Below are 24,515 nucleotides of genomic sequence, written 5' to 3'. Positions count from 1 at the left end.
CCCCACAGGCGCCCCCGGCCCAGCAGGCTCCGCAGTCGGCGCCCTCGGCTCCGGCGCCGCAGCCGACCTCCGGTACGCCGACCACGCCGGCGGATGACACGGTGCCGGTGCCGGCTCCGACTGAGCCGCGGACGGGGGCGGGGACGACGAACTCGGCGCGGCCGCCGGCGGGGGAGGGCGTTCGTACGGTGCAGTCGGGGCAGCAGTCGGCGCAGCCGACGCCGCACACGCCTGCCTCGCCGTCGACCCAGCACTCCTGGCCGACGCACGGCCCGAGCAGCGCCACCAGCGGCGGTTCCGGCGCCGGCCAGTCCGGCGCCACCGCGCGGCCGAAGAAGCCGGAGCCCGAGGAAGACCTCGACATCCCGGACTTCCTGAAGTAAGCGGCGTCCACCCCGGTAGCCTTTGTACGTGTTCGGCTACGACGAGGTTCTTTCCGCCGCCCGGGTCGCCTTCACCGATCGGTACGGCGGCGCCAGCAAACCGCCGTACGGCGAACTGAACCTCGGCAGCGCGGCCGGTCCGGACGCCGAGGGTGTGCTCGCGAACTTCCGGCTGATCGCGGCGGAGTTCGGCGTGCCCGCCGACCACGTGGTGCGGGTCAGCCAGGTGCACGGCCGCGACGTGCACGTCGTCCGCCCCGGCGACGTGCTCCCGGCCGACCCGATGCCCCGCGCCGACGGAATCGTCACGACCCGGTCCGACGTCGTCCTCGCCGTGCGTGCCGCCGACTGCCTGCCGGTGCTGCTGTCCGGCGACGGCGTCATCGGCGCCGCACACTCCGGCCGCAAGGGCATGTACGTCGGCATCGTCCCGGCGACCGTCGACGCGATGCACGAACTCGGCGCCGCGCGCATCACCGCAGTACTCGGCCCGTACGCGTGCGGCCGGTGCTACGAGGTCCCCGAGGAGATGCGCGTCGAAGTCGCCGAGCGCGTGCCGGCGTCGTACTCCGAGACCAGCTGGGGCACGCCCGCGCTGGATGTGGCCGCCGGCGTGAAGTCGCAGCTGGCCGCGCTCGACGTCGAGGTCGTCGACGCGACCGCGTGCACGATCGAGTCCCCCGACCTCTACTCGTACCGCCGCGAAGGCCCCGAGAGCGGCCGGATGGCCGGCCTGATCAAGCGGGTCGCCGCATGAGCGATCGCGCCGCCGAGCTCCGGGCGAACCTGGAGCAGGTACAGGAGCGGATCGAGAAGGCCTGTCAGGCGGCCGGGAGGCCCCGGGACGAGGTCACCCTCGTGGCGATCACCAAAACCTTCCCCATCAGCGACGTACGGGCGCTGGCGGACCTGGGGGTCACCGACGTCGGCGAGAACCGCGAGCAGGAACTCAAGGAGAAGGCGCCGGACTGCCCGGAGCTGCACTGGCACTTCGTCGGGCAGCTGCAGTCGAAGAAGTCCCGCTCGGTCGTCCGGCACGCCTCGGTCGTGCACTCGGTCGATCGGCCGTCGCTGGTGGCGGCGTTGTCGAAGGCCGCGGTCGCGGAGGACAAGACGGTGCGCTGCCTGATCCAGGTGAGCCTGGCGGCGTACGGACCCGACGAGGCGGCGACCGGCGCGAGCCGGGGCGGTGTCGAGCCGGCCGACGTACCCGGACTCGCCGCCGCGGTCGCCGCGGCGGACGGGCTCGAACTCGGGGGAGTGATGGCCGTCGCACCCCTCGGCGCGGACCCTGAGGAAGCCTTCGCGGGACTGCGGGAAGTAGCGTCCCGGCTACGCTCCGATCACCCCGGCGCGGACTGGATCTCCGCCGGGATGACCGGCGATCTGGAGGCGGCGATCAAGCACGGTGCGACACACGTTCGGCTCGGGCGCGCATTACTCGGTACGCGCACTCCGCTGGGTTAGTGTCGACATCGAGCAGGTTTCCTTCCTGCTCACCGTTGTCGCTGAGTTGTCGTCGAACCGGATCGAGGTGCTGAGGGGCCATGAGCGGCGCACTGCGCAAGATGGGTGTGTACCTCGGCTTGGTCGAGGACGGGGAGCGCTACAACGCGCGGTACGACGACGAGTACGACGACTACGAAGAGTACGACGACGCCGTCGACGGGGACTCCCAGGAGACCGAGCCGGTACCCGCCGGCCGGGAGGGCCGCGAGACTCGGGAGCACCGCGAGGAGCGTCCCGACCGCACCGAACAGGGCGGCGGCACGGTCAGCAAGTTCCCAGACCGGCGCGGGGTCGCGCCGTCCCCGGAGGTTACCGAGTTGGCCCGCATCACCACCGTGCACCCGCGCAGCTACAACGAGGCGCGCGTCATCGGTGAGCACTTCCGCGACGGGACGCCCGTCATCATGAACCTGACCGAGATGGACCACGCGGACGCGAAGCGCCTGGTCGACTTCGCGGCCGGGCTGATCTTCTGCTGCCGGGGCTCGATCGAGCGGATCACCACCAAGGTGTTCCTGGTCTGCCCGCCGAACGTCACGGTGGCCGCGGAGGAGAAGGAAAAGATCGCCGCGGACGGGTTCTACAACCAGAGCTGACGCTCTGGGTGGTGGGACGGCCTTTCGGCGTCTTCTACACTCGTTGACGACATGGATGCTCTAGCGCTCGTCCTCATCGTGATCTACTACGTGCTGCTCGCCTTCTTCCTGGTGCTGGTGGCACGCTTCGTCCTCAGCCTGATCGTGATGTTCGCGCCGCAGTGGCACCCGAAGGGGCCGCTGCTGCTGTTGTTCGAACTGATCTACTCGATCACGGACCCGTTCCTGCGGCCGCTGCGGCGGATCCTGCCGCCGATCGGGGCCGGCGGGATCCGGCTCGACCTGTCCATGTTGATGCTGTTCGTCATCGTGTCGGTGGCGATGGCCATCAACTCGACGGCCCTTCGGTCGTTGTGAGGGTGAGGACGGCGCTGACTGGGTAGGTAGAGTCTCGGAAAAAGGGGCGGCATCACCGGGTTGCCCCGCGGGTTCAGGGCCGTTGTCGCCTGCCCCGATTCCGTCATAAGACAACGAAGCGATAACGTGATCTACTGAGTCGCCAAGGCGAGGGCCACGGGGACTCCGCCAAGACACAGACAAACGAGGTGAAAGATGCCGCTGACGCCGGATGACGTCCGCTCGAAGCAATTCACGCCCGTCCGACTACGGGAGGGCTACGACGTCACAGAGGTCGACTCCTTCCTCGACGAGGTCGAAGCCGAGCTCGAGCGACTTCTCGCCGAGAACGAGGAGCTGCGGGCCAAGCTCGCGGCGGCCCAGCGCGCGGGCGCCGACCAGCAGCGGCCGGTCGACCAGACCGCCGCGCTGCCGCCCGTCGTGCAGCAGCCGAAGCCCCCGGTCGTGGTCGAGAAGCCCGAGGAGAAGCCGCCGGTGGTGGCCGCTCCCGGTGCGGCCGCGGCGGCCGGCACGGTCGGTGACGCCTCCAGCTCGGCCGTCCGGCTGCTGGAGATGGCCACCAAGCACTCCGACGACCTGGTCCAGGAGGCGAAGGACACCGCCGACAAGATCATCGGCGAGGCCCGCGCCAAGGCGGAGCGCCTGGAGAACGAGGCCCGCGGCAAGGCCGACCGGATGACCGGTGAGGCCCGCGCCCGCGCCGAGAAGCTCGACGGCGAGATCGCCGAGCGGCGCGCGCAGATGCTCGGCACCCTGGAGAAGCAGAAGGGCCAGCTCGAGCGCACGATCGACGACCTGCACGCGTACGAGCGGGAGTACCGCAGCCGCCTGAAGACGTACTTCACCGAGCAGCTCAAGGCGCTCGGCAACGGCGACGACACGCTGAGCCCGCGCAACGGCTTCCGGCCCGAGGCGCGCGCGCAGGCGCACGGTCACGGCGTCTGAGAACCTCTGACAAGAGGCGGTGCTTTCCGGCGGCACCGCCTCTTCGTCATGTCTGGATACTTCTGACAGACGGTCCCCCGATGGTGACAGCCTGTCAGGATCAGGCAGAAGCAACCTTCGCGGCCGCTGAGCCTCTCGACCTCGGCCAGCCGCAGCCGGGTGCCGCAGGTCGACGTCGTCGACCGGCTCGGCGCGAGCCCTGACAGGGCCCGCGCCGTCCTACTGCCGCGGTGACTACGCCTTCGTCAGCCAGTAGGTGAGCTGCAGGTCCTCTTCGGTGCCGGTGGCAACGTCGGATTCCGACGGGGCCGACTGGGTGAGTTCCACGGCGAGGACCTCGCGGGCGATCTCGTCTGAGTGCTTGCCGAGGGCATCGGTCAGTTCGGGGTCGGTCGAGGTCAGCCAGACCTTGATCCGGTCCGACACCTCGAGTCCGGCGTTCTTCCGGGCCTCCTGCAGGGTGCGGACCACCTCGCGGGCCAGGCCGGCCTGCTTGAGCTCCGGCGTGACCTCGAGGTCCAGGGCCACGGTCTCGCCCTGCTCGTTGACCACCGACCAGCCTTCCTTCGGCCGCTCGGACACCAGCACCTCGGCCTCGCCGACCTGCACCTCTTCGCCGTCCACCACGACGGTCGCCGTGCCGGACTCCTTCAAGGACGCGGCCAGCGCCCCGGCGTCGGCCGCGGCGATCGCGGCGGCCACCACCGGGGTCTGCTTGGCGAACCGCTTGCCCAGCTCCCGGAAGTTGCCCTTCGCGGAGAACTCGACCAGGTCCGCGCCCGCCGACGACAGCGGCGCGACGGTACCGACGTTGAGCTCGTCGGCGATCTCCTGCAGCAGCTCCGGCGACAGGTCCGCGATCGCGGCGGATCCGACCAGCGCCCGGGCCAGCGGCTGCCGCGTCTTCACCTTCGCCTCGGCGCGGGCCGACCGGCCGAGCTCCACGACCCGGCGCGCCATCGACACGTGCTGCGCCAGGACGTCGTCGATCAGCGTCTCGTCGTACGTCGGGAAGCTCGTCAGGTGCACCGACTCCGCCAGGCCGGGGGTGACCGGGCGGAACACGTCCTGCCAGACCCGCTCGGTGACGAACGGCGTCAGCGGCGCCATCACCCGGGTGAGCACGTCGAGCGTCTCGTGCAGGGTCGCCAGCGCGCCCGCGTCCCCGGACCAGAACCGGCGCCGCGAACGGCGGACGTACCAGTTCGAGAGCACGTCGACGAACGAGTTGATCAGCAGCCCGAGCCGCTGCGTGTCGTACGCGGCGTACGCCTCGTCGGTGTCGCGGACCAGCCGGTGCGTCTCGCTGACCAGCCAACGGTCCAGCACCGAACGGTCGGCGACGGCAGGAGCGTCCGCGGGCGACCAATCGGCCAGCCGCGCGTACAGGGCGTGGAACGCGACCGTGTTCCAGTAGGTGAGCAGCACCTTCCGGACGATCTCGTTCAGCACGTTCGGCCCGATGCCGCGCGCCTTCCACGGCGACCCGGAGGCGGCCATGAACCAGCGCACCGCGTCCGCGCTGTGGTCGTCCATCAGCGGGATCGGCTCCAGGATGTTGCCCAGGTGCTTGGACATCTTCCGGCCGTCCTCGGCGAGGATGTGCCCGAGGCAGACGACGTTGCGGTACGACGACTCGTCGAACACCAGCGTGCCGACCGCCATCAGTGTGTAGAACCAGCCGCGCGTCTGGTCGATCGCCTCGCAGATGTAGTCCGCCGGGTAGGTCTGCTCGAACTTCTCCTTCGAGCCCTCCACCCACGGGTAGCCCCACTGCGCGAACGGCATCGAGCCCGAGTCGTACCAGGCGTCGATCACCTCGGGCACGCGCCGCGCCTCGGCGCCGCAGGTCGGGCAGTCGAAGGTGATGTCGTCGACGTACGGCCGGTGCGGATCGGTCGCGCTCAGGTCGCGGCCGGCCAGCTCACCGAGCTCGGCCAGCGAGCCGACACACACCTGGTGGTCCTCGCCGCACCGCCAGATCGGCAGCGGCGTGCCCCAGTAGCGCGACCGGGACACGGCCCAGTCGATGTTGTTGCGCAGCCAGTCGCCGTACCGTCCCCACTTGACCGAGTCCGGGTACCAGCTGGTCTTCTCGTTCTCGCGCAGCAGCGCATCCTTGACCTGCGTGGTGCGGATGTACCAGGACGGCAGCGCGTAGTACATCACCGGGGTGTGGCAGCGCCAGCAGTGCGGGTACGGGTGCTCGTACGGCACGTGCTTGAACAGCAGCGCGCGGTCCTTCAGGTCCTTCACCAGGTCCTCGTCGGCCTTCTTGAAGAACTGCCCGCCGACCAGCGGTACGTCGGAGTTGAAGTGACCGGTGGTGTCCACCGGGTTGACCACCGGCAGGTTGTACGCCCGGCCGACCGCGAGGTCGTCGGCGCCGAACGCAGGGGACTGGTGCACCAGACCGGTGCCGTCCTCGGTGGTGACGTACTCCGCGAGGACGACGTAGTGCGCCTCCTCCTCGAAGGGCACCAGCTCGAACGGCCGCTGGTAGGTCCACCGCTCCATCTCGCGGCCGCCGTACTCGCCGGTGACGGTCCAGCCCTCACCGAGCCGGTCCAGCAGCGGCTCGGCCACGACCAGCGACTCCGTGCCGTCGGTGGCGACGACGTACTTCACGTCCGGATGCACCGCGACGGCGGTGTTGGACACCAGCGTCCACGGCGTGGTCGTCCAGACCAGCATCGACGCCTTGCCGGCCAGCGGACCCGAGGTCAGCGGGAAGCGGACGTAGACCGACGGGTCGACGACCGTCTCGTAGCCCTGCGCGAGCTCGTGGTCGGACAGGCCGGTGCCGCAGCGCGGGCAGTACGGCGTGATCCGGTAGTCCTCGACCAGCAGGCCCTTCTCGTGCACCTGCTTGAGCGACCACCACACCGACTGGACGTACTCCGGGTCCATCGTCCGGTACGGGTGCTCGAGGTCGACCCAGTAGCCCATCCGCACGGTGAGCTCGTTGAACGCGTCCACGTGCCGCAGCACCGACTCGCGGCACTTCGCGTTGAACTCCGCGATGCCGTACGCCTCGATGTCCGGCTTGCCGTTGAAGCCGAGCTCCTTCTCGACCGCGACCTCGACCGGGAGGCCGTGGCAGTCCCAGCCGGCCTTGCGCTCGACCCAGAAGCCCTTCATGGTCCGGTAGCGCGGGAACACGTCCTTGAAGACGCGGGCCTCGATGTGGTGCGTGCCGGGCATGCCGTTCGCGGTCGGCGGGCCCTCGTAGAACGTCCACGGCTTGCCGCCGGCGGACTGTTCGAGGCTCTTGGCGAAGGTGTCGTGCTCGTCCCAGAGGGTGAGCACCTCCCGCTCGAGCGCGGGGAAGTCGACCTGGGCGGGGACCTGCCGCCACGGGGTTCCGGAGTTGTGTCCGGAGTTCTGCGCTGCCGCCATTTCTGCGTCCTTCGTCACGTCCTGCTACTGGACGAGGGACGAAGTGCCGGGCCTGACGCCTGGCTACCGCGCGGTACCACCCTCCTTGGTGACCGTGAGTCCGGTCACCCACTTCCTTAACGACACGCTGCCGGTTCTAATAGGTCCCTACGGACTGTTCTTCCGGCGGCTCCGGGGTGATGGCCCCATCACTGCCTTGCGGTTCGCGGTTGTCAGTGTACGGCGTCGTACCGGGTGACTACGAATCGTTAATCGGTGGTGCGGCGAGAATTCGGGCATGAGAATTCTGCTGCGGGTCAAGCCGGGGGCTTCCAGAACCGCGGTCGGCGGCCGGTACGACGGTCCGTCCGGGCCGGCACTGGTGGTCGCGGTGGCAGCCCGTGCGGTGGAGGGACAGGCGACGAAGGCTGTTCTGACGGCGGTCGCGGCGGAGTTCGGCGTACGGCGCTCCGCGGTGACGTTGGTGCGTGGCGCGACCAGCAGGGACAAGCTGGTCGAGGTGGAGGGGGAGGAGAACGACATCCGGGCCCGGCTGGAGCGGTTGCTCGGCTGACCTGGAAACTGTGACGGACAGTGATGTCCGCAACACGGTTGTGACGCGCGGAACATCGAGCGGACTTGAAGAACCGACTACCTTATCTGCACGGTCTGCGCGTCAGGCTGGCACGTGATGGGCACGTGACCTACTGTCTTGCGACCAGTCCGCTCCAGTCTCCGACGAAGGCAGGGGGTAGCTGACATGGCTACATCGGCACGGAAGAAGTCCGCCCCCCAACGCACGACCGCGGCCAAGAAGAGCGCCTCGGCATCCGGCGAGCCGAAGAAGAAGACGGCCCAGAAGACGGTCAAGAAGACGACGGCTCGCAAGACCACGGCTCGCAAGACGCCGGCGAAGACCTCGCCGGCCACGAAGACTTCCGCGAAGAAACCGGCGGCGACCGCCGGCTCCGCGGCCAAGAAGGCTCCGGCCAAGAAGAGCCCTGCCAGGAAAGCGACGACGAAGAGGGTGGCCATGAAGACGAACGAGAACAGGACCCCGGCGACGGCGCCGGCGAAGTCCGCAGCGCATACGGCCGAGACCTTCAAGGTGAAGCCGGGTGAGGACCCGTGGACCGCTGCCGAGCTCGCCGAGCTGCGCACGGAGCTGGAGAACGAGGTCGTGCACCTCAAGGAGGAGATCCGCGACGCCGAGGCGGAGATCCAGGGCCTGTTCCGGGACGGCAGCGACGGCGCCGGCAACGACCAGGCCGACGTGGGCTCCACCACCCTCGAGCGGTACCACGAGCTGACGCTGGCGAACAACGCCCGCGACATGCTGAACCAGATCGAGTTCGCGCTGACCAGGATCGACGACGGCACGTACGGCGTCTGCGAGAACTGCGGCAACGCGATCGGCAAGGGTCGGCTGCAGGCGTTCCCGCGTGCGACACTGTGTGTCTCATGCAAAGAACGCCAGGAACGCCGCTGAACGACCCCACCCCGTCCCACCAGGTGGGCGACCCAGACACCCCGGAACCGGCCGACGAACCGTCGGCCGGTTCTCCGTCGTCCCCGGGCGGCAGGTCGTGGAAGTGGACCGTGGTGTTCGGAAGTGTCGGGCTGGTGGTGCTGTTCCTGGATCAGTTGACGAAGGCGTTGGCGCTGGCGCATTTGACGCCGGGGGAGCCGGTGAACGTGATCGGCAGCCTGCTGAAATTCAATCTGATCCGGAACTCGGGGGCGGCGTTCAGTCTGGGGAGCGGTTACACACCGTATATCAGCGTGATCCAGATCACGGTCGCGCTCGGGGTGATCTACCTGTCCCGCAAGCTCGGGTCGGCCGGCTGGGCGGTCGCGTTCGGGCTGTTGTTCGGCGGTGCGGTCGGCAACATCCTGGACCGGATCTTCCGCGAGCCGTCGCCGTTCCACGGGCATGTCGTCGACTTCCTGCAGACCCCGCACTGGGCGATCTTCAACGTCGCCGACATGGCCGTGACCTCGGCCGCCGTACTGCTGGTGATCCAGACCCTGCGCGGGATCAGGCTGGACGGGACCCGGGAGCAGCGCAAGTGAGCTCCCGGACCGTGATGGTTCCCGACGGTCTCGCGGGCGAGCGGCTGGACGCGGCGCTGTCCCGCCTCTTCGGCGTGTCCCGGACCAAGGCGGCCGAGCTGATCGAGTCCGGCCTGGTCCAGGTCGACGGCGCCCCGGCGCCCAAGTCCTCCCGGGTCGCCGCCGGCGTCCTGCTCGACGTCGAACTGCCCCCGCCGCCGTCCGAGGTGACCGTCGTACCGGAGACCGTGGAGAACCTCCGGATCGTGTACGACGACGACGAGATCGTGGTCGTCGACAAGCCGGTCGGCGTCGCCGCGCACCCGTCGCCCGGGTGGACCGGCCCGACCGTCATCGGCCACCTGGCCGGCGCCGGCTTCAGCATCTCCACCAGCGGCGCCGCGGAGCGCAAGGGCATCGTCCACCGCCTCGACGTCGGCACGTCCGGCCTGATGGTCGTCGCGAAGACGGAGTACGCCTACACCGCGCTCAAGCGCGCCTTCAAGGAGCGCACGGTGAAGAAGATCTACCACGCGCTCGTCCAGGGCCACCCGGACCCGTTCACCGGTACGGTCGACGCGCCGATCGACCGGCACCCGCACCACGACTACAAGTTCGGCGTGGTGGCCGGCGGCAAGCCGAGCGTCACGCACTACGAGACCCTCGAGGCGTTCCGGTACGCGACGCTGCTCGAGATCACGCTCGAGACCGGCCGCACCCACCAGATCCGCGTGCACATGTCCGCGATCGGCCATCCGTGCTGCGGCGACCTGACGTACGGCGCCGACCCGGTGCTGGCCGAGCGTCTCGGCCTCACCCGCCAGTGGCTGCACGCGATGCGGCTCGGCTTCGCCCATCCGGGCACGGGCGAGTACGTCGAGTTCACCTCGCAGTACCCGGAGGATCTCGACCAAGCCCTCGACCTGCTCGTCGACGCCCAGTGAAGCTCTACCTGTCGTCGTTCCGGCTCGGCGACCGTCCCGAGCACCTCGTCGCGCTCCTGCCGGCGGCCGCCCGGGTGGCCGTGATCTGCAACGCGATCGATGCGGAGGATCCCGCCGTACGGCGTGAAAAGGTCGCCGACGAGCTCCGCTGGCTGACGGAGCTCGGTCTGCGCCCCGAGGAGCTCGACCTGCGCGAGTCCGCCGACTTCTCGCCGTACGACGGCCTCTGGGTCCGCGGCGGCAACGTCTTCGTACTCCGTTCCGTCATGGCCGAATCCGGTGCCGACAAGACGCTCCCGGAGCTGATCAGCGGCGAGCAACTCGTGTACGCCGGCTACAGCGCCGGACCGTGTGTCCTCGCGCCCAGCCTCCGCGGGCTCGAGCTGTGCGACGACGTCTCCGCTGTCCGTGGCGAGGTGCTGTGGGAGGGGCTCGGGGTCCTTGACCACGCGATCGTGCCGCACCTCGACTCGCCCGGTCATCCCGAGACCGAGCTGCTCGCGGGGGTCGCCGAGCTGTACGAGCGGACCGGCGTACCGCACCTGAAGATGCGCGACGGCCAGGCGCTCGTCGTCGACGGCGACCGCCGGGAACTCGTCTAGAGCTGATCGGCCAGCCGTACGACGGCCGCGATCACCTCGGGCCCGTGCACGAGCTCCGCGTCGTTGTGATCGGCGTCCGGGATCTCGACCAGGTCCTTCAACGTGGGCGCTGCCGCGGCCACCGCCCGGCTCTGTTCCGGCGGGACGACACGGTCCGCGCTCCCGAACACCACGACGACCGGCGCCTTGACCCGACCGAGGCGCTCGGCCACCGGGAACTCGTCGCGCAGCAGCAACCCGACCGGCAGGAACGGATAGTGCTCCTTTCCGACCGACGCCAGGTCCACGAACGGCGACCGCAGCACGAGACCACCAGGCGCGACCGACGTCGCCAGCTCGGTCGTCACCGCGGCGCCGAGGCTCTCCCCGAAGTACACGGTCCGCTCGGGCGGTACGCCGTACTCCGCCAGGAACCGCTGCGCCGCCCGCACGTCCCGGGCGAGACCTTCCTCACTCGGGGACCCGTCGTTGCCGCCGTACCCGCGGTAGTCGAACAGCAGCACGGTCAGCCCACGCGCGGCCAGTGCCTGCGCCAGCGGCGCGCGCCCGGCGCGGTTTCCGCCGTTCCCGTTGGCGACGAGTACGGCGATGCCGCGGTCGGGCGCCCGAGCCGGCACCAGCCACGCGCCCAGCCGCAGACCGTCGCTGGTCTCGAGCACCACGTCCTCGACACCTGCGCCGGCGGTCACGGCCGACGTGTCGGGCAGGTAGATCAGCTGCCGCTGGAAGCCCCACGCCAGGGCCAGCAGCAACAGCACCACCGACACCGCGATCAGCCCGAGCCGCACCATGCTCCTCAGTGTGTCCGCTGGGCCGGCAGCCGCTCCAGCTGACCGGATAGCGGGCGTGTCAGGGACTTGCCGGAGAGCCCATTCGGAAACTGTCCCCGGGCCGAACTAGGCTTCTGCAGTCACCCTCACTCGCGCCCTGGGAGGTCTGCGTCGACATGGCGTCCAGCGACAGTTTCGTGCATCTTCATGTGCACACCGAGTACTCCATGCTGGACGGCGCCGCGCGGATCGACGAGTTGTTCAAGACCGCCCAGGACATGGGCATGCCGGCGATCGCGACCACCGACCACGGCTACGTGTTCGGGGCGTACGAGTTCTGGAAGACCGCGAAGAAGTACGACGTCAAGCCGATCATCGGCGTCGAGGCGTACCTGACGCCGCACACCCACCGCTCGGAGCGCAAGCGGGTCAAGTGGGGCGACGCGAACTCCGGCCGCGACGACGTCTCCGGCTCGGGTGCCTACACCCACATGACGCTGCTGGCGAAGAACACCTCCGGCATGCACAACCTGTTCAAGATGAGCTCGCTGGCCAGCCTCGAGGGCTACTACTTCAAGCCCCGGATGGACCGCGAGCTGCTGAACACCTACGGCCAGGGCCTGATCGCGACCACCGGCTGCCCGTCCGGCGAGGTGCAGACCCGGCTGCGGCTGGGGCAGTACAAGGAGGCCGTCGAGGCCGCCGCGGAGTTCCGCGACATCTTCGGCAAGGAGAACTTCTACTGCGAGCTGATGGACCACGGCCTCGGCATCGAGCGGGACGTCCAGAAGGACCTGCTGAAGCTGGCCCGCGAGCTCGACCTGCCGCTGGTCGCGACCAACGACCTGCACTACACCAAGCCCGAGGACGCCCAGGCGCACGCGGCGCTGCTCTGCGTCCAGTCCGGCTCGACGCTGTCCGACCCGAACCGGTTCAAGTTCGACGCGAACGAGTTCTACGTCAAGACCGCGGCCGAGATGCGCGAGGTCTGGAAGGAACTGCCGGAGGCGTGTGACAACACGCTGCTGATCGCCGAGCAGTGCGACGTCAGCTTCACCGAGGGCGAGGGCCGGTTCATGCCGCGCTTCCCCTGCCCCGAGGGCCACAACGAGGAGTCCTGGTTCGTCTCCGAGGTGGAGACCGGCCTGCACTTCCGGTACCCGGGCGGCGTCCCCGACCACGTCCGCAAGCAGGCGGAGTACGAGATCGAGGTCATCGTCTCGAAGGGGTACGCCGGGTACTTCCTGGTCGTCGCGGACTTCATCAACTGGGCGAAGAAGAACGGCATCCGGGTCGGCCCCGGCCGTGGTTCCGGCGCTGGCTCGATGTGCGCGTACGCGATGCGGATCACCGACCTGGACCCGCTCCAGCACGGCCTGATCTTCGAGCGCTTCCTGAACCCGGAGCGGATGTCGATGCCGGACTTCGACGTCGACTTCGACGACCGCCGCCGCCCCGAGGTGATCCGCTACGTCACCGAGAAGTACGGCGACGACCGGGTCGCGATGATCGTCACCTACGGCACGATCAAGGCCAAGCAGGCGATCAAGGACGCCGGCCGGGTGCTGGACTACCCGTTCGCGATGGGCGACCGGATCACCAAGGCGATGCCGCCGACCGTGATGGGCAAGGACATCCCGCTGTCCGGCATCTTCGACTCCACCCACAAGCGGTACTCCGAGGCCACCGAGTTCCGCTCGCTCTACGAGTCCGACGCCGACGTCCGCAAGATCGTCGACACCGCGCGCGGCCTGGAGAACCTGAAGCGCCAGTGGGGTGTGCACGCGGCCGGCGTGATCATGTCCAGCGAGCCGCTGATCGACCTGATCCCGATCATGCGCCGCGAGCAGGACGGCCAGGTCATCACCCAGTTCGACTACCCGAGCTGCGAGACGCTCGGCCTGGTCAAGATGGACTTCCTGGGCCTGCGGAACCTGACGATCATGGACGACGCGGTCAAGAACGTCGAGGCGAGCCGCGGGATCAAGCTCGACCTCGACGAGCTGGCCAAGACGCTCGACGACAAGCCGACGTACGACCTGCTCGCCCGCGGTGACACGCTCGGCGTGTTCCAGTTCGACGGCGGCCCGATGCGGGCGCTGCTGCGGCTGATGCGCCCGGACAACTTCGAGGACATCTCCGCGGTCGGCGCGCTCTACCGCCCCGGCCCGATGGGCGCGAACAGCCACACCAACTACGCCCTGCGGAAGAACAAGCAGCAGGAGATCAGCTACCCGCACGACGAGCTGGCCCAGGCGCTCGAGCCGATCCTCGGTACGACGTACGGCCTGATCGTCTACCAGGAGCAGGTCATGGCGATCGCCCAGCAGCTGGCCGGGTACACGCTCGGCAAAGCGGACCTGCTCCGCCGGGCGATGGGCAAGAAGAAGCGCGAGGTGCTCGACGCGGAGTACGTCGGCTTCTCCGAGGGCATGAAGGCGAACGGGTTCTCCGAGCAGTCGATCAAGGCGCTCTGGGACGTGCTGGTCCCGTTCTCCGACTACGCGTTCAACAAGGCGCACTCGGCGGCGTACGGCCTGGTGTCGTACTGGACGGCGTACCTGAAGGCGAACTACCCGGCGGAGTACATGGCCGCCGTCCTGACGTCCGTGAAGGACGACAAGGACAAGATGGCCATCTACCTGAACGAGTGCCGCCGGATGGGCATCAAGGTGCTGCCGCCGGACGTCAACGAGTCCGACTCGAACTTCACCCCGGTCGGCACCGACATCCGCTTCGGCCTGTCCGCGATCCGCAACGTCGGCGTGAACGTGGTCGCCGAGATCGTCGCGGCCCGCGAGGAGAAGGGCCGGTTCACCGACTTCGTCGACTTCATCGACAAGGTGCCGCTGCCGGTCTGCAACAAGCGCGTCATCGAGTCGCTGGCCAAGGCCGGCTCGTTCGACTCGATGGGGCACGCGCGGCGCGCGATCGTCGCGGTGCACGAGCAGGCCGTCGACGAGGCGATCGACCTCAAGCGGAACGAGGCGCACGGCCAGTTCGACCTGTTCTCGATGGGCGACGACGACGCCGACGAGGGCGAGGGCAACAGCCGGCTGACCGTGACGGTGCCGGAGATCGAGGAGTGGGACAAGGCGACCAAGCTCGCGCACGAGCGCGACATGCTGGGGCTGTACGTGTCCGACCACCCGCTGTTCGGCGTCGAGCACGTGCTGACCAACGGGTCGGACTGCACGATCGGTCAGCTCCTCGCGGACGAGGACCGGCCGGACGGCAGCCGGGTGACGATCGGCGGCCTGGTCACCGCGGTCCAGCGGAAGGTCAACAAGCGCGGCGACATCTACGCGATCGTCACCATCGAGGACCTCGAAGGTTCGATCGAGGTGATGATGTTCTCCTCGGCGTACCAGCTGCACGCGCACCTGCTGACCAACGACGCGATCATCCTGATGAAGGGCCGGGTCCGCCGTCGTGAGGACCGGCTCGAGCTGAGCGGCGACGAGGTCGTGGTGCCCGACCTGACCGAGGGCCCGAGCGGCCCGGTGGTGATCACGATGGCGGTCAACCGCTGCACGCCGCCGGTCGTCGACTCGCTGCGCGACATCCTGCAGTCGCACCCCGGGATGACCGAGGTCCAGCTCCGCCTGCAGGCCCGCCAGAAGACCACCGTGATGCGGATCGGCGACCGGTTCCGCGTCACCCCGACCTCAGCCCTGATGGCCGACCTGAAGGCCCTCCTCGGCCCGTCCTGCCTGGCCAGCTGACCGGTGGTGGAACCGATGCGTCACACTGGCGTCGTGAGTCAACCGGAGTCCACCCAGTCTTCGCCGTACGGTGCGGCGCCCGCGTTGCGTCCCTTCGGGGCGCCGGCTGTCGAGGAGCCGCGGCTGCCCTGGGGGAAGGCCGTGGTGGTGACGGTGCTGGTGTTCCTGGTCGCCGGGGTGGTGGCCGGGTGGGCGTGGCAGCAGTTCTCGCCGCTCGCGCAGTACAAGGTGGACGAGCGCGGTGGGTCGCTCGGCGAGGAGCAGATGACCCGGATCTTCGGGCCGGACGGGACGTTCACCGCGATCGGGTTCGTGGCTGCGGCTGTGCTCGGTGCTGCCCTGTTCTGGTGGCTGCGTAACTACGGTCCGTGGTCGGTGGCGATTGTTGCGCTCGGCGCCTGTCTCGGGTCCGGCGTGTCCTGGGGCGTCGGCATGCTGCTCGGGCACGACCCGCTCGACCCGCGGCTGCGGGCAGCGCGGCCGGGTGACCTGGTCGCGGCGCCGCTCGAGCTGCACACCTGGACGCCGGCCGCGTCCTGGCTGGTGGGCGCGGCGCTGGCGTGCGCGATCATCGCGGCGACCACCTGGCGGGCCGACCCGGTTGCAACCACTTCGCAACCTGCCGCGTCAGACTCTGCACCGCCGGTCCACTAGCCTTTGCAGGTCCGGTGGTGGTGAGGCCACCGGAGCCAGCGAGGGAGCGTATGTCCGACCAGAACCAACCACCCAGGTACCCAGGCGCCGGCGGTCCGCAGCCGCAGTACGGTCCGCCCCAAGGCCAGAACCAGTGGCCGCAACAGGGCGCTCCGGGGCAGCAGCCCGGTCCGCAGGGCCAGCCGCAGCAGCGCCCCCAGCAGTACGGCGGTCCGCAGCAGGGCCAGCCCAACCAGTCGCAGGGCCAGCAGTACGGCGGTCCGCAGAGCCGCCCGTCCCAGAACGGCCCGCAGTACGGGGCCCCGCAGCAGGGTGGTCCGCAGTACGGCGGGTCGCAGCAGGGCGGGCCGCAGTACGGCCAGCCGGGAGCGTCGCAGGCCGGTGCGCCGTACGGTCAGGGTGGTCCGCAGTACGGGCAGCCGGGGCAGACGTCGTACGAGCAAATGCACGTCGGTGGGCAGCCGCCGCAGGGCCCTGGGTTCGGTGGACCGCAGCAGTGGCAGCCGGAGCCGAAGAAGCGGCGCGGCAAGCTGATCCCGATCGTCGCCGCGCTCGCGATGGTGCTGGTGGTGGCCGGCGGCGGAATCTTTGCCTACGGCAAGCTCGGTGGCGGCGGCAAGCAGCCGTCGGACGTGCTGCCGGGCACCGCGATCGGCTACGCCCGGGTGGACCTGAACCCGTCGGCCGGCCAGAAGGTCAACGCGGTCCGCTTCCTGATGAAGTTCCCTTCGGTGAAGGAGAACCTCGGCCTCACCGGGGAGCAGGACGACCTGCGGCAGAAGCTGTTCGAGCAGATCAAGAAGTCCGCCGGTGACGACCTCGCCGACGTCGACTTCGAGAAGGACGTCAAGCCGTGGCTGGGTGACCGCGCCGGGTTCGCCGCGCTGCCGCCGGCCGACGGCAAGGACGAGCCGATCGCCGTGGTCGCGGTCCAGGTCAAGGACGAGGACGCCGCGAACAAGGGTATGGACAAGCTGCTCGCGAACGAGGACGAGAAGCCCGGCCGCGCGTTCAGCAACGGCTACATGATCCTGTCCGAGGACCAGGCGACGGTCGACTCGGCGGTCGCGGCGGCGAAGGACAACCCGCTGACCAAGAACGCCAAGTTCAGCGCGGACATGGACAAGCTCGGCGAGCAGGGCTTCGTGTCCGGCTGGGCCGACGCGAAGGCGCTGGCCTCGATCAGCGGCAAGGTCGCCTCCGGTCAGCTCGCCGGCCTGGGCGACGCGACCGCGGCGGTGGCGCTCCGGTTCGACCCGTCGTACGTCGAACTCAAGGGCATCGCGCACGGCGACAAGAGCGTCAAGGTGAACTCGGCCGACGCCGCCGACCTGGTGACGAAGCTGCCGAACAGCACGGCCGGCGCGGTCGCGATCTCCGGCGGCGAGACCCTGATCGACACCGCCTGGCAGCAGGTGCAGAAGGCCGGGGGCGAGAACTTCCAGCCGATGCTCGAGCGGATCGCCCAGGAGACCGGCCTGAAGCTGCCGGACGACCTGAAGACGCTGGCCGGCAAGAACCTGGCGGCCGCGATCGACAAGGAGACCGACAGCGGCCCGCAGATCGCGATCCGGATGCAGACCGACCCGGCCAAGGCCGAGGAGGTCGTCGGCAAGCTGACCACGATCCTGCGCCAGCGCTCGTCGGGGAACATCCCGATCAAGACCGTGAAGAACGACGACTCACTCGTGGTCGCCACCAGCGAGGAGTACGGCAAGCAGGTGCTGCAGGGCGGCAACCTCGGTGAGACCGGCAACTTCAAGCAGGCGCTGCCCGACATCAAGGGCGCGGTGATGATCGGGTACGTCGACTTCGAGGCGGCCGGAGCCCTCAGCAACCGGTTCAGCGAGAACAAGGACCTGTCGGCGCTGCGTTCGGCCGGCGTCGTCGCCCGCTCGACCGGTGACGGCGAGGCGGAGTACACGCTGCGGGTCGTCACGAAGTAGTCACCCGGAGATCCCCGGACCGCTCGCATGTCGGCGGTCCGGGGATTTTCTTTTGGCGGCGATGTCGAAACGCCGCGATCGGGTTCTACCTCCTGGTGAAAGCACCTCTTCACCCCAAGGAGAACCACCATGAACCACATCAGCGAGATCCGGACCGTCGGCGTACCGGTGACCGACCAAGACCGGGCGGTGGCGTTCTACACCGAGACGCTGGGCTTCACGGTGCTGATGGACGCGCCGCTGCCGCAGTTCGGCGGCCGCTGGATCGTCGTCGTACCGGCCGGCTCGGCGGGGGCCTCCGGCAGCATCGCGCTGGTGCCCGCGAGCGACGGCAACCCGGCGGGTGTCGACACCGGCATCCGGATGGCCAGCCCGGACGCGAAGGCGGCCCACCAGCACTTCCTCGACGCCGGCGTCGACACCGACGAGCTGCTCGAGTGGCCCGGCGTACCGCCGATGTTCAGCCTCCGCGACCCCGACGGCAACCGGCTCTACATCTCGCAGGCCTGACGCTCACCTGACCCCGTCCTCCGGTGGCATCATCGGAGGATGAGGTGGCGCGCAACCGCCCTCCTGGTGATTGCGTTGGTGGGGTGCTCTGGTGGGGGAGAGGAACCGGTACCCGCGCCGAGCACCCCTGCGTCGACATCGTTCCCGGATCCCGGGACACAAGCTCTCGACCCTGCCAGGGCCAAGGTGCTGCAGGACGTGCTGAGGAAGGTCGTGATGTTCCCGGACATTTCGACCGGCTCGCGCGGGGTGACCGCCGCGGTCGTCACCGATCGCTGGACGTGGTCGGGCGCGGCGGGCACGGACATCCTCGGTACGGCGCTCCGCCCGGACACGAGCATGGCGGTGGCGAGCATCACGAAGACGTTCGTCGCAGCAGAAGTGATGTTGCTGGCGAACGAGGGCAAGCTGAATCTGGACCTACCGCTCTCGAGGTACGTGCAGCACAAGCTGACGGCGAACAGCGCGACCGTCCGGCAACACCTGTCGATGACATCCGGCGTTCCGGACTTCGCGCCGTTCGACGTCAGGCAACTGGAGCAGGCGATCGCCGCGGCGCCGGGCAGACATTGGGCGCTCGCAGAGCCGCTGAGGTCCTACAGCGCGGCCGTCGATGATCCGGGGAGCTCGTTCGGCTACAGCGACCCGAGCTACGTACTGCTCGGCCTGCTGATCGAGAAACTCACCGGGCAACCGCTGGCGACCGTGCTCCGTCGTGATCTGGCCGCACCCGCCGGGCTGCACCGCGCGGCCTTCCAGGACGCGGAGCAGCCGCGGCCGCCGATCGCACACGTGCGCAACGAGATCTGTGGACCGCCCGACGGGTACCTTCCGTGCCGCGCGTACGCCAGTGCGACCGCGGCGTTCGGAGGGCTGGCCGCGGACGCGCCGACGGTCGCTCGCTGGGGGTACCAGCTGTACGGCAGTCGTGTCCTGCCAGGAGATCTGGTTCGCCAGATAACCGACGGCGACGGCGAGTACGGGCTCGGGACGATGCGGTTCAGCCTGAGGTTCGGTCTAGGGGATGCCTATGGTCATGCCGGCGACATGCCCGACCACACCAGCCTGCTGGTCGTGATCCCCGAGAAGCGGGTCTCGATCGCCCTGATCCTCGCCGACGGCGGCCGGGTGGTCGGCCGCCCGATGAGTGACCTGATCGAGGCACTCGGTCCGCTGCTCAGCTGAGTCAGCCCGTCAGCCGGACTCCGGTGAGCTCGGCGCAGGCGTCCAGGAAGGCGTCCTGCGTCTCGCGATCCGAAGCTGCCGGGTGCGTCCGATGCGGCTGCAGGTGGTAGTAGTAGCCGCCGCTTCCGACGTCCGGCCCGGTTGCCAGCCAGACCTGCGTGAGATGCGCCTGGCCGAGATCACCCGGTGCGCCCCGCCCGCCCATCTTCGTCGGCACCCAGCCGGGATCCACCGCGTTCGAGAGCACGTCCGGCCAGAGCCGGGCCACCGCGAAGGCCAGCAGGACGTCGTGCAGCTTGGAATCGGAGTAGGCCTGCGCCCCGCGCCACCGCCGTCGGACCCATTGCAGATCGTCGAGGACGACATCGCCGCCCTCGTGCATCCCTGAGCTCAGGTAGATCAGCCGCTCCGGGCGTTCGACGAGGGCGGTCAGCAGGTACGGCGCCAGCGTGTTGATCGCGAACACGTGCTCCAGCCCGTCGACCGTCTCGATCCGCGGTTCCTGGTACCCGACCGCGGCGTTGTGCACGACCACGTCGAACCGCCCGTACTCATTGGCCTGCCGCGCGACGTCCCGCGTCTCGTCGATCCTCGCAAGATCCCCGACGAGCACCTCAGCCGCCGCCGGAACCGCTCGCCGGGCGTCGGCCGCCCGCTGCGAGTTCCGCGCGTGCAGCACGACCTCGTGCCCTTGCGCAGCGAGTTCCCGGCCGACCATCTGCCCCAGCCCGTCCGCCGAACCGGTGATCAAGATCCGTGTCACGACGCCTACTCTGCCTCACACCAGCACATGGCCGCCGTCGACCGCGACGATCGAGCCGGTGGCGTAGCGCTGGTTCATCAGGTACACGTACGCCGCGGCGACGTCCTCGGGCTCACCGACGCGACCCACGGGCAGCTGCCGGCCGATCTCGTCGTAGTCGAGGCCGCCGCGCCACAGCGGCGTACGCACGACCCCCGGCTTGACCGCGTTGACGCGGATCGGCGCGAGCTCCACCGCGAGCGCGCGGACCAGCGAGTCCATCGCACCGCAGATACTCCGCGGCCACCGACCACCCAGGCCCCGGCCGGTCACCGGCGGCACCGGTCGTCAGTACGACGGACCCGCCCGGGCGGAGCTTCGGTACGGCGGCACTCACCGCGCCGAGCGCACCGAAGTACCGCAGGTCGAACGCGGTCCTGGCCCGGGTGAGGTCCATCGAGCCGACCTCGAGGATCGTCAACGCCTCGCCGGCCGTGTAGACCAGGTGGTCGAAGGGCTCGAGCTCCTCGAAGAAGGCCGCGACCGCGGCCGGGTCGGTGAGGTCGACGGCCGCGCCGGTCGCCGAGCCGGGCAGCGTCTCCAGCGCCCGCTTCACGGAGTCGGTGTTGCTTGAGGCAACGATCACGGTCGCGCCCTGGGATGCGGCGAGCTGGGCGGCGGCCAGGCCGATCCCCGACGTACCCCCGAGGAGGACGACGCGTTGGTCCTGCAGAGTCACGGAACTGCCTTTCGTGGAAGGGATGTCGCTTCCACGATGCGGCCGGGAGTCCGCGCTCGTCCAAGACCTGTTCCGGCGCCCGTAATACCCTGAAGGTATTATGGATCTCGATCTTCGCAAGCTCCGGTACTTCGTCGCGGTCGCCGAGGAGCTGCACTTCGGCCGCGCCGCGGACCGGCTGCACATCGCGCAGCCGGTGCTGTCGCGGCAGATCCGTGCCCTGGAGGACGAGCTCGGCGCGCAGCTGTTCGTCCGGACCAAGCGCTCCACGGAGCCGACGCCGGCCGGCCGGCAGTTGCTCGACGACGCCCGTCCGTTGCTCGCGGCGGCGGACGCCACCCGTCGGCGGGTGACGCGCGCGGCGCGCGGTGCGAAGACGTTCACGATCGGGTTCATGCCGGGGCTGACGGTGACCGACGCGGTCCAGGCGTTCCGGGCGAGTCACCCCGGGATCGAGGTCGAGCTGCTCCGGACGACCTGGGACGACCAGATCGACGTACTGCACGACGGCCGCGCCGACGTGAGCATCGTCCGGTTGCCGATCGACCAGGCGGGGCTCACGGTCCGCCCGTTGTTCGAGGAGCCGCGGGTCGCGATGCTCCCGGCCGCCCACCGGCTCGCCGGGAAGCCCGCGCTGGACATCACCGACCTCGCGGACGAGCACCTGCTGCAGGACCCCGACGCCGTACCGGAATGGCGTGACATCGCCGTCGAGCTCCGGACCCGGACCGCGCGGCCGGTCCCGGTCATGCGCAGCGTCGAGGAGAAGCTCGAGCACGTCGCCGCCGGCCGCGGTGTCGCGATCATCCCGCTCTCGGTGGCGGCCTTCTACCGGCGGCCCGACGTCGTCGCGATCCCTGTCGACAACCTCGGGCCCAACACCGTCTGCCTCGCCTGGGTCGCCACCCGCCGCTCCCGCCTCCTCCACGAGTTCGCCGCGCTGGCGACCACGGCCGACTGGACTCAGCGCCGGACGCGATAGCGGATGTGAGTCGCGCGCGGGGTGTCGATCACGCGGGCGATCTCGAGCTCGATGCGCCGGGGGAGTACGTCGAACAACCGGAGGCCGCCGCCGAACAGGACCGGCACCTGGCTGAGCTGCAGCTCGTCGAGCACTCCGGCCTCCAACGCGGCCCGGGCAGTCACCGCGCCGTGCACCAACACGTCCTTGTCGCCGGCGGCCGCCTTTGCCTGCGCCATCGCGGTCTCGATGTCGCTGACGAAGTGCACCTTCTCGTACGGCACCGACCGCGGCTCGCGGCTGAGGACGAAGATCGGTACGCCGTGGTGATCGCCGCCGTAGTAGTCGACCTGCTCGGCCGTACGACGCCCGACGAGCACCGCGCCGGTGGCGTTCAGCTCGTCCCAGATCTCGCCCGGTTCACCCTCCGGACGGCCGACCTCGCCGTCGTCGTTCAGGTACCACTCGTGCAACCGCATGAAGTCATCGCCGCCGGGGTTCCCCGGCCGGTCGTCCGGCCCGGCGATGTAGCCGTCGGCGGACATCGACATCAACAGCACTGAGGTGGACATCGGCGTTCTCCCGTCTCCGCGGGGCGCGGCCCGTCCGCACCCTGTGCCTCCGCGTCGAAGGGGGTCAGCGCGATTCGACACCTACTCCGCGGCGAGTGTCTCCAGGACGCCGTCGCCGTACTTGGTCAGCTTGTTCTCGCCGATGCCGCTGATCTTGCCCAGCTCGGCCAGGGACGCCGGGAGGTCGGTGGCGATCTGGCGGAGCGTGGCGTCGTGGAAGATGACGTACGCCGGGACACCCTGCTCCTTCGCGACCGCGGCCCGCCACGCGCGCAGGCGCTCGAACACCGGCGCCGCCTCGGGCGCGAGGTCCGCGACCGCCTTCTTGCCGCCGCCCGAGCCGCGGGCCTTGGAACGGATCCGCTCGGGCTCGCGGCGCATCATCACCTCGCGGCGCCGGCCGAGCACCTCGCCGCTCTCCTCGGTCAGCACCAGCGTGCCGTAGTCGCCCTCGACCGCGAGCAACCGCAGCGCGAGCAGCTGCCGGATCACCCCGCGCCACTCGGCGTCCTTGAGCTCGGTGCCGATCCCGAAGACCGTCAGCTGGTCGTGCCGGAACTGCTTGACCTTGTCGGTCTCCTTGCCGAGCAGGATGTCGATCAACTGCCCGGCGCCGAACTTCTGCCCGCGCTCGTGCTGCAGCCGGTACACCGTCGACAGCAGCTTCTGCGCCGCGATCGTCCCGTCCCACGCCTCCGGCGGCGTCAGGCAGGTGTCGCAGTTCCCGCAGCTGTCGCCCTGCTGACCGAAGTACGCCAGCAGTTGCGACCGCCGGCACTGCACGGTCTCGCACAACGCCAGCATCGCGTCGAGATGCGAGCCCAGCCGCCGCCGGTGCGCGAGGTCGCCCTCGGACGTGTCGATCATCTTCCGTTGCTGTACGACGTCCTGCAGCCCGTACGCCAGCCACGCCGTCGACGGCAGCCCGTCCCGCCCGGCGCGACCTGTCTCCTGGTAGTACCCCTCGACGGACTTCGGCAGATCGAGATGCGCGACGAACCGGACGTCCGGCTTGTCGATCCCCATTCCGAACGCGATCGTCGCGACCACGACCAGCCCGTCCTCGCGCAGGAAGCGCGCCTGGTTCGCCGCGCGGGTCCGGCTGTCCAGGCCGGCGTGGTACGGCAGGGCCTCGATGCCGTTCTGCGTCAGGAAGGCGGCGGTCTTCTCGACGCTGTTGCGGGACAGGCAGTACACGATCCCCGCGTCGCCGGCGTGCTCGGTGCGCAGCAGCTCGAGCAGTTGTTGCTGCGGCTTGTCCTTCGGGACGATCCGGTACTGGATGTTCGGCCGGTCGAAGCTCGCGACGAAGTGCTTGGCCTCGTCCAGCTTCAACCGGGTCGCGATCTCCCGGTGCGTCGCCTCGGTCGCCGTCGCGGTCAGCGCGATCCGCGGTACGTCGGGCCAGCGCTCGTGCAGCTCGGACAGCATCAGGTAGTCCGGCCGGAAGTCGTGGCCCCACTGCGACACACAGTGCGCCTCGTCGATCGCGAACAACGCGATCTTGCCCTGGTCGAGCAGCCGTACGGTCGCGTCGACTCGCAACCGTTCCGGAGCCAGGTACAGCAGGTCGAGCTCGCCGGCCAGGAACGCCTGCTCCACTTCGCGCCGCTGCTCGAAGTCCTGCGTGGAGTTCAGGAAGCCGGCCCGGACGCCGAGCGCGGTGAGCGCGTCGACCTGGTCCTGCATCAACGCGATCAGCGGCGAGATCACCACGCCGACGCCGGAGCGCACCAGTGAGGGGATCTGGTAGCACAGCGACTTCCCGCCGCCGGTCGGCATCAGCACCAGCGCGTCGCCGCCGGCGACCACCGTGTCGATGATGTCGGCCTGCTGCCCGCGGAAGGATTCGTATCCGAACACCCGCCGGAGGACCTGAAGGGCTTCGGAATCGGGAAGTCCGGTCGTCTCACTCACCCCGGCGAGTTTAGTGAGATCGCGCGGT

General features: G+C 69.5%; 22 protein-coding genes and 1 pseudogene. 16 read left to right on the top strand and 7 right to left on the bottom strand.

The features are described from left to right. Positions 1–411: 411 nt before the first annotated feature. From ABN611_RS37360 to ABN611_RS37340, 5 genes are all read left to right on the top strand, one after another. Complete coding sequence (locus ABN611_RS37360; RefSeq protein WP_350277023.1) at positions 412–1,140, top strand: polyphenol oxidase family protein; 729 nt, start codon at positions 412–414, stop codon at positions 1,138–1,140. After that, complete coding sequence (locus tag ABN611_RS37355) at positions 1,137–1,850, top strand: YggS family pyridoxal phosphate-dependent enzyme (protein ID WP_350277022.1); 714 nt, start codon at positions 1,137–1,139, stop codon at positions 1,848–1,850. The genes ABN611_RS37360 and ABN611_RS37355 overlap by 4 nt, the downstream gene beginning before the upstream one ends. An 80-nt stretch (positions 1,851–1,930) precedes the next feature. Next, positions 1,931–2,488: a cell division protein SepF gene (sepF, locus tag ABN611_RS37350; RefSeq protein WP_350277021.1), complete on the top strand. Its 558-nt coding sequence runs from the start codon at positions 1,931–1,933 to the stop codon at positions 2,486–2,488. A 51-nt stretch (positions 2,489–2,539) separates the two neighbouring features. Then, complete coding sequence (locus tag ABN611_RS37345; RefSeq protein ID WP_350277020.1) at positions 2,540–2,845, top strand: YggT family protein; 306 nt, start codon at positions 2,540–2,542, stop codon at positions 2,843–2,845. A gap of 195 nt (positions 2,846–3,040) precedes the next feature. Further along, positions 3,041–3,790 (top strand): DivIVA domain-containing protein, encoded by a 750-nt coding sequence (locus tag ABN611_RS37340; protein WP_167213711.1) that lies wholly within the window; start codon positions 3,041–3,043, stop codon positions 3,788–3,790. 234 nt (positions 3,791–4,024) lie between these two features. Here ABN611_RS37340 and ileS read toward each other — a convergent pair whose 3' ends face one another. Beyond that, positions 4,025–7,189 (bottom strand): isoleucine--tRNA ligase, encoded by a 3,165-nt coding sequence (gene ileS / locus ABN611_RS37335; protein WP_350277019.1) that lies wholly within the window; start codon positions 7,187–7,189, stop codon positions 4,025–4,027. Positions 7,190–7,466: 277 nt separating this feature from the next. Between ileS and ABN611_RS37330 the strand changes: the two genes are divergently transcribed. The 5 genes from ABN611_RS37330 to ABN611_RS37310 all read left to right on the top strand — a co-directional run bounded on the left by ABN611_RS37330 (position 7,467) and on the right by ABN611_RS37310 (position 10,766). Further along, positions 7,467–7,742 (top strand): DUF167 domain-containing protein, encoded by a 276-nt coding sequence (locus ABN611_RS37330; RefSeq protein WP_350277018.1) that lies wholly within the window; start codon positions 7,467–7,469, stop codon positions 7,740–7,742. A 186-nt stretch (positions 7,743–7,928) separates the two neighbouring features. Further along, positions 7,929–8,657 carry a TraR/DksA C4-type zinc finger protein gene (locus tag ABN611_RS37325; protein WP_350277017.1) on the top strand — a complete coding sequence of 243 codons (729 nt, stop codon included), beginning with the start codon at positions 7,929–7,931 and terminating at the stop codon, positions 8,655–8,657. After that, complete coding sequence (gene lspA, locus ABN611_RS37320; protein ID WP_350277016.1) at positions 8,630–9,241, top strand: signal peptidase II; 612 nt, start codon at positions 8,630–8,632, stop codon at positions 9,239–9,241. The genes ABN611_RS37325 and lspA overlap by 28 nt, the downstream gene beginning before the upstream one ends. 14 nt (positions 9,242–9,255) lie before the next feature. After that, a complete protein-coding gene (locus ABN611_RS37315) occupies positions 9,256–10,164 on the top strand; it encodes an RluA family pseudouridine synthase (protein ID WP_350281736.1) in 909 nt (302 codons plus the stop codon). After that, the gene (locus ABN611_RS37310) at positions 10,161–10,766 is read left to right on the top strand and encodes a Type 1 glutamine amidotransferase-like domain-containing protein (RefSeq protein ID WP_350277015.1); all 606 of its coding nucleotides are present in this window, start codon (positions 10,161–10,163) and stop codon (positions 10,764–10,766) included. The genes ABN611_RS37315 and ABN611_RS37310 overlap by 4 nt, the downstream gene beginning before the upstream one ends. On the opposite strand, the gene ABN611_RS37305 is transcribed toward ABN611_RS37310, so the two are convergent. Further along, positions 10,763–11,557, bottom strand: a complete 795-nt coding sequence (locus ABN611_RS37305; protein ID WP_350277014.1) for an alpha/beta hydrolase — start codon at positions 11,555–11,557, stop codon at positions 10,763–10,765. The two genes, ABN611_RS37310 and ABN611_RS37305, sit on opposite strands and share 4 nt — an antisense overlap. A 155-nt stretch (positions 11,558–11,712) precedes the next feature. On the opposite strand from ABN611_RS37305, the gene dnaE reads away from it, so the two are divergent. The 5 genes from dnaE to ABN611_RS37280 all read left to right on the top strand — a co-directional run bounded on the left by dnaE (position 11,713) and on the right by ABN611_RS37280 (position 19,556). Continuing rightward, positions 11,713–15,261 carry a DNA polymerase III subunit alpha gene (dnaE, locus tag ABN611_RS37300; protein WP_350277013.1) on the top strand — a complete coding sequence of 1,183 codons (3,549 nt, stop codon included), beginning with the start codon at positions 11,713–11,715 and terminating at the stop codon, positions 15,259–15,261. A gap of 33 nt (positions 15,262–15,294) precedes the next feature. Then, positions 15,295–15,915, top strand: coding sequence for a hypothetical protein (locus tag ABN611_RS37295; protein ID WP_350277012.1), 621 nt, complete (start codon positions 15,295–15,297; stop codon positions 15,913–15,915). A 50-nt stretch (positions 15,916–15,965) separates the two neighbouring features. Further along, on the top strand, positions 15,966–17,861 hold the full coding sequence (locus ABN611_RS37290; protein WP_350277011.1) for a DUF3352 domain-containing protein: 1,896 nt from the start codon (positions 15,966–15,968) through the stop codon (positions 17,859–17,861). Positions 17,862–17,990: 129 nt separating this feature from the next. Then, entirely contained in the window at positions 17,991–18,371 is a 381-nt protein-coding gene (locus ABN611_RS37285; RefSeq protein WP_350277010.1) for a VOC family protein, read from the top strand. 198 nt (positions 18,372–18,569) lie between these two features. After that, a complete protein-coding gene (locus tag ABN611_RS37280; RefSeq protein WP_350277009.1) occupies positions 18,570–19,556 on the top strand; it encodes a serine hydrolase domain-containing protein in 987 nt (328 codons plus the stop codon). A gap of 1 nt (position 19,557) precedes the next feature. On the opposite strand, the gene ABN611_RS37275 is transcribed toward ABN611_RS37280, so the two are convergent. The 3 genes and pseudogenes from ABN611_RS37275 to ABN611_RS37265 all read right to left on the bottom strand — a co-directional run. Then, entirely contained in the window at positions 19,558–20,319 is a 762-nt protein-coding gene (locus ABN611_RS37275; RefSeq protein WP_350277008.1) for an SDR family NAD(P)-dependent oxidoreductase, read from the bottom strand. Positions 20,320–20,334: 15 nt separating this feature from the next. Continuing rightward, complete coding sequence (locus ABN611_RS37270) at positions 20,335–20,580, bottom strand: SDR family oxidoreductase (RefSeq protein WP_350277007.1); 246 nt, start codon at positions 20,578–20,580, stop codon at positions 20,335–20,337. 34 nt (positions 20,581–20,614) lie between these two features. Then, positions 20,615–21,223, bottom strand: a pseudogene (locus ABN611_RS37265) (SDR family NAD(P)-dependent oxidoreductase); the annotation flags it as partial. Between ABN611_RS37265 and ABN611_RS37260 the strand changes: the two are divergent. Continuing rightward, entirely contained in the window at positions 21,138–22,019 is an 882-nt protein-coding gene (locus tag ABN611_RS37260) for a LysR substrate-binding domain-containing protein (protein WP_350277006.1), read from the top strand. The pseudogene ABN611_RS37265 and the gene ABN611_RS37260 sit on opposite strands and share 86 nt — an antisense overlap. On the opposite strand, the gene ABN611_RS37255 is transcribed toward ABN611_RS37260, so the two are convergent. Then, a complete protein-coding gene (locus ABN611_RS37255) occupies positions 22,001–22,570 on the bottom strand; it encodes a dihydrofolate reductase family protein (RefSeq protein WP_350277005.1) in 570 nt (189 codons plus the stop codon). The genes ABN611_RS37260 and ABN611_RS37255 overlap by 19 nt on opposite strands. 81 nt (positions 22,571–22,651) lie before the next feature. Further along, positions 22,652–24,487: a DNA helicase RecQ gene (recQ, locus tag ABN611_RS37250; protein WP_350277004.1), complete on the bottom strand. Its 1,836-nt coding sequence runs from the start codon at positions 24,485–24,487 to the stop codon at positions 22,652–22,654. Positions 24,488–24,515 lie beyond the last annotated feature (28 nt).

The organism is Kribbella sp. HUAS MG21 (assembly GCF_040254265.1).
Classification (GTDB): domain Bacteria; phylum Actinomycetota; class Actinomycetes; order Propionibacteriales; family Kribbellaceae; genus Kribbella.
This window is presented reverse-complemented; position numbering and strand designations above follow the sequence as displayed.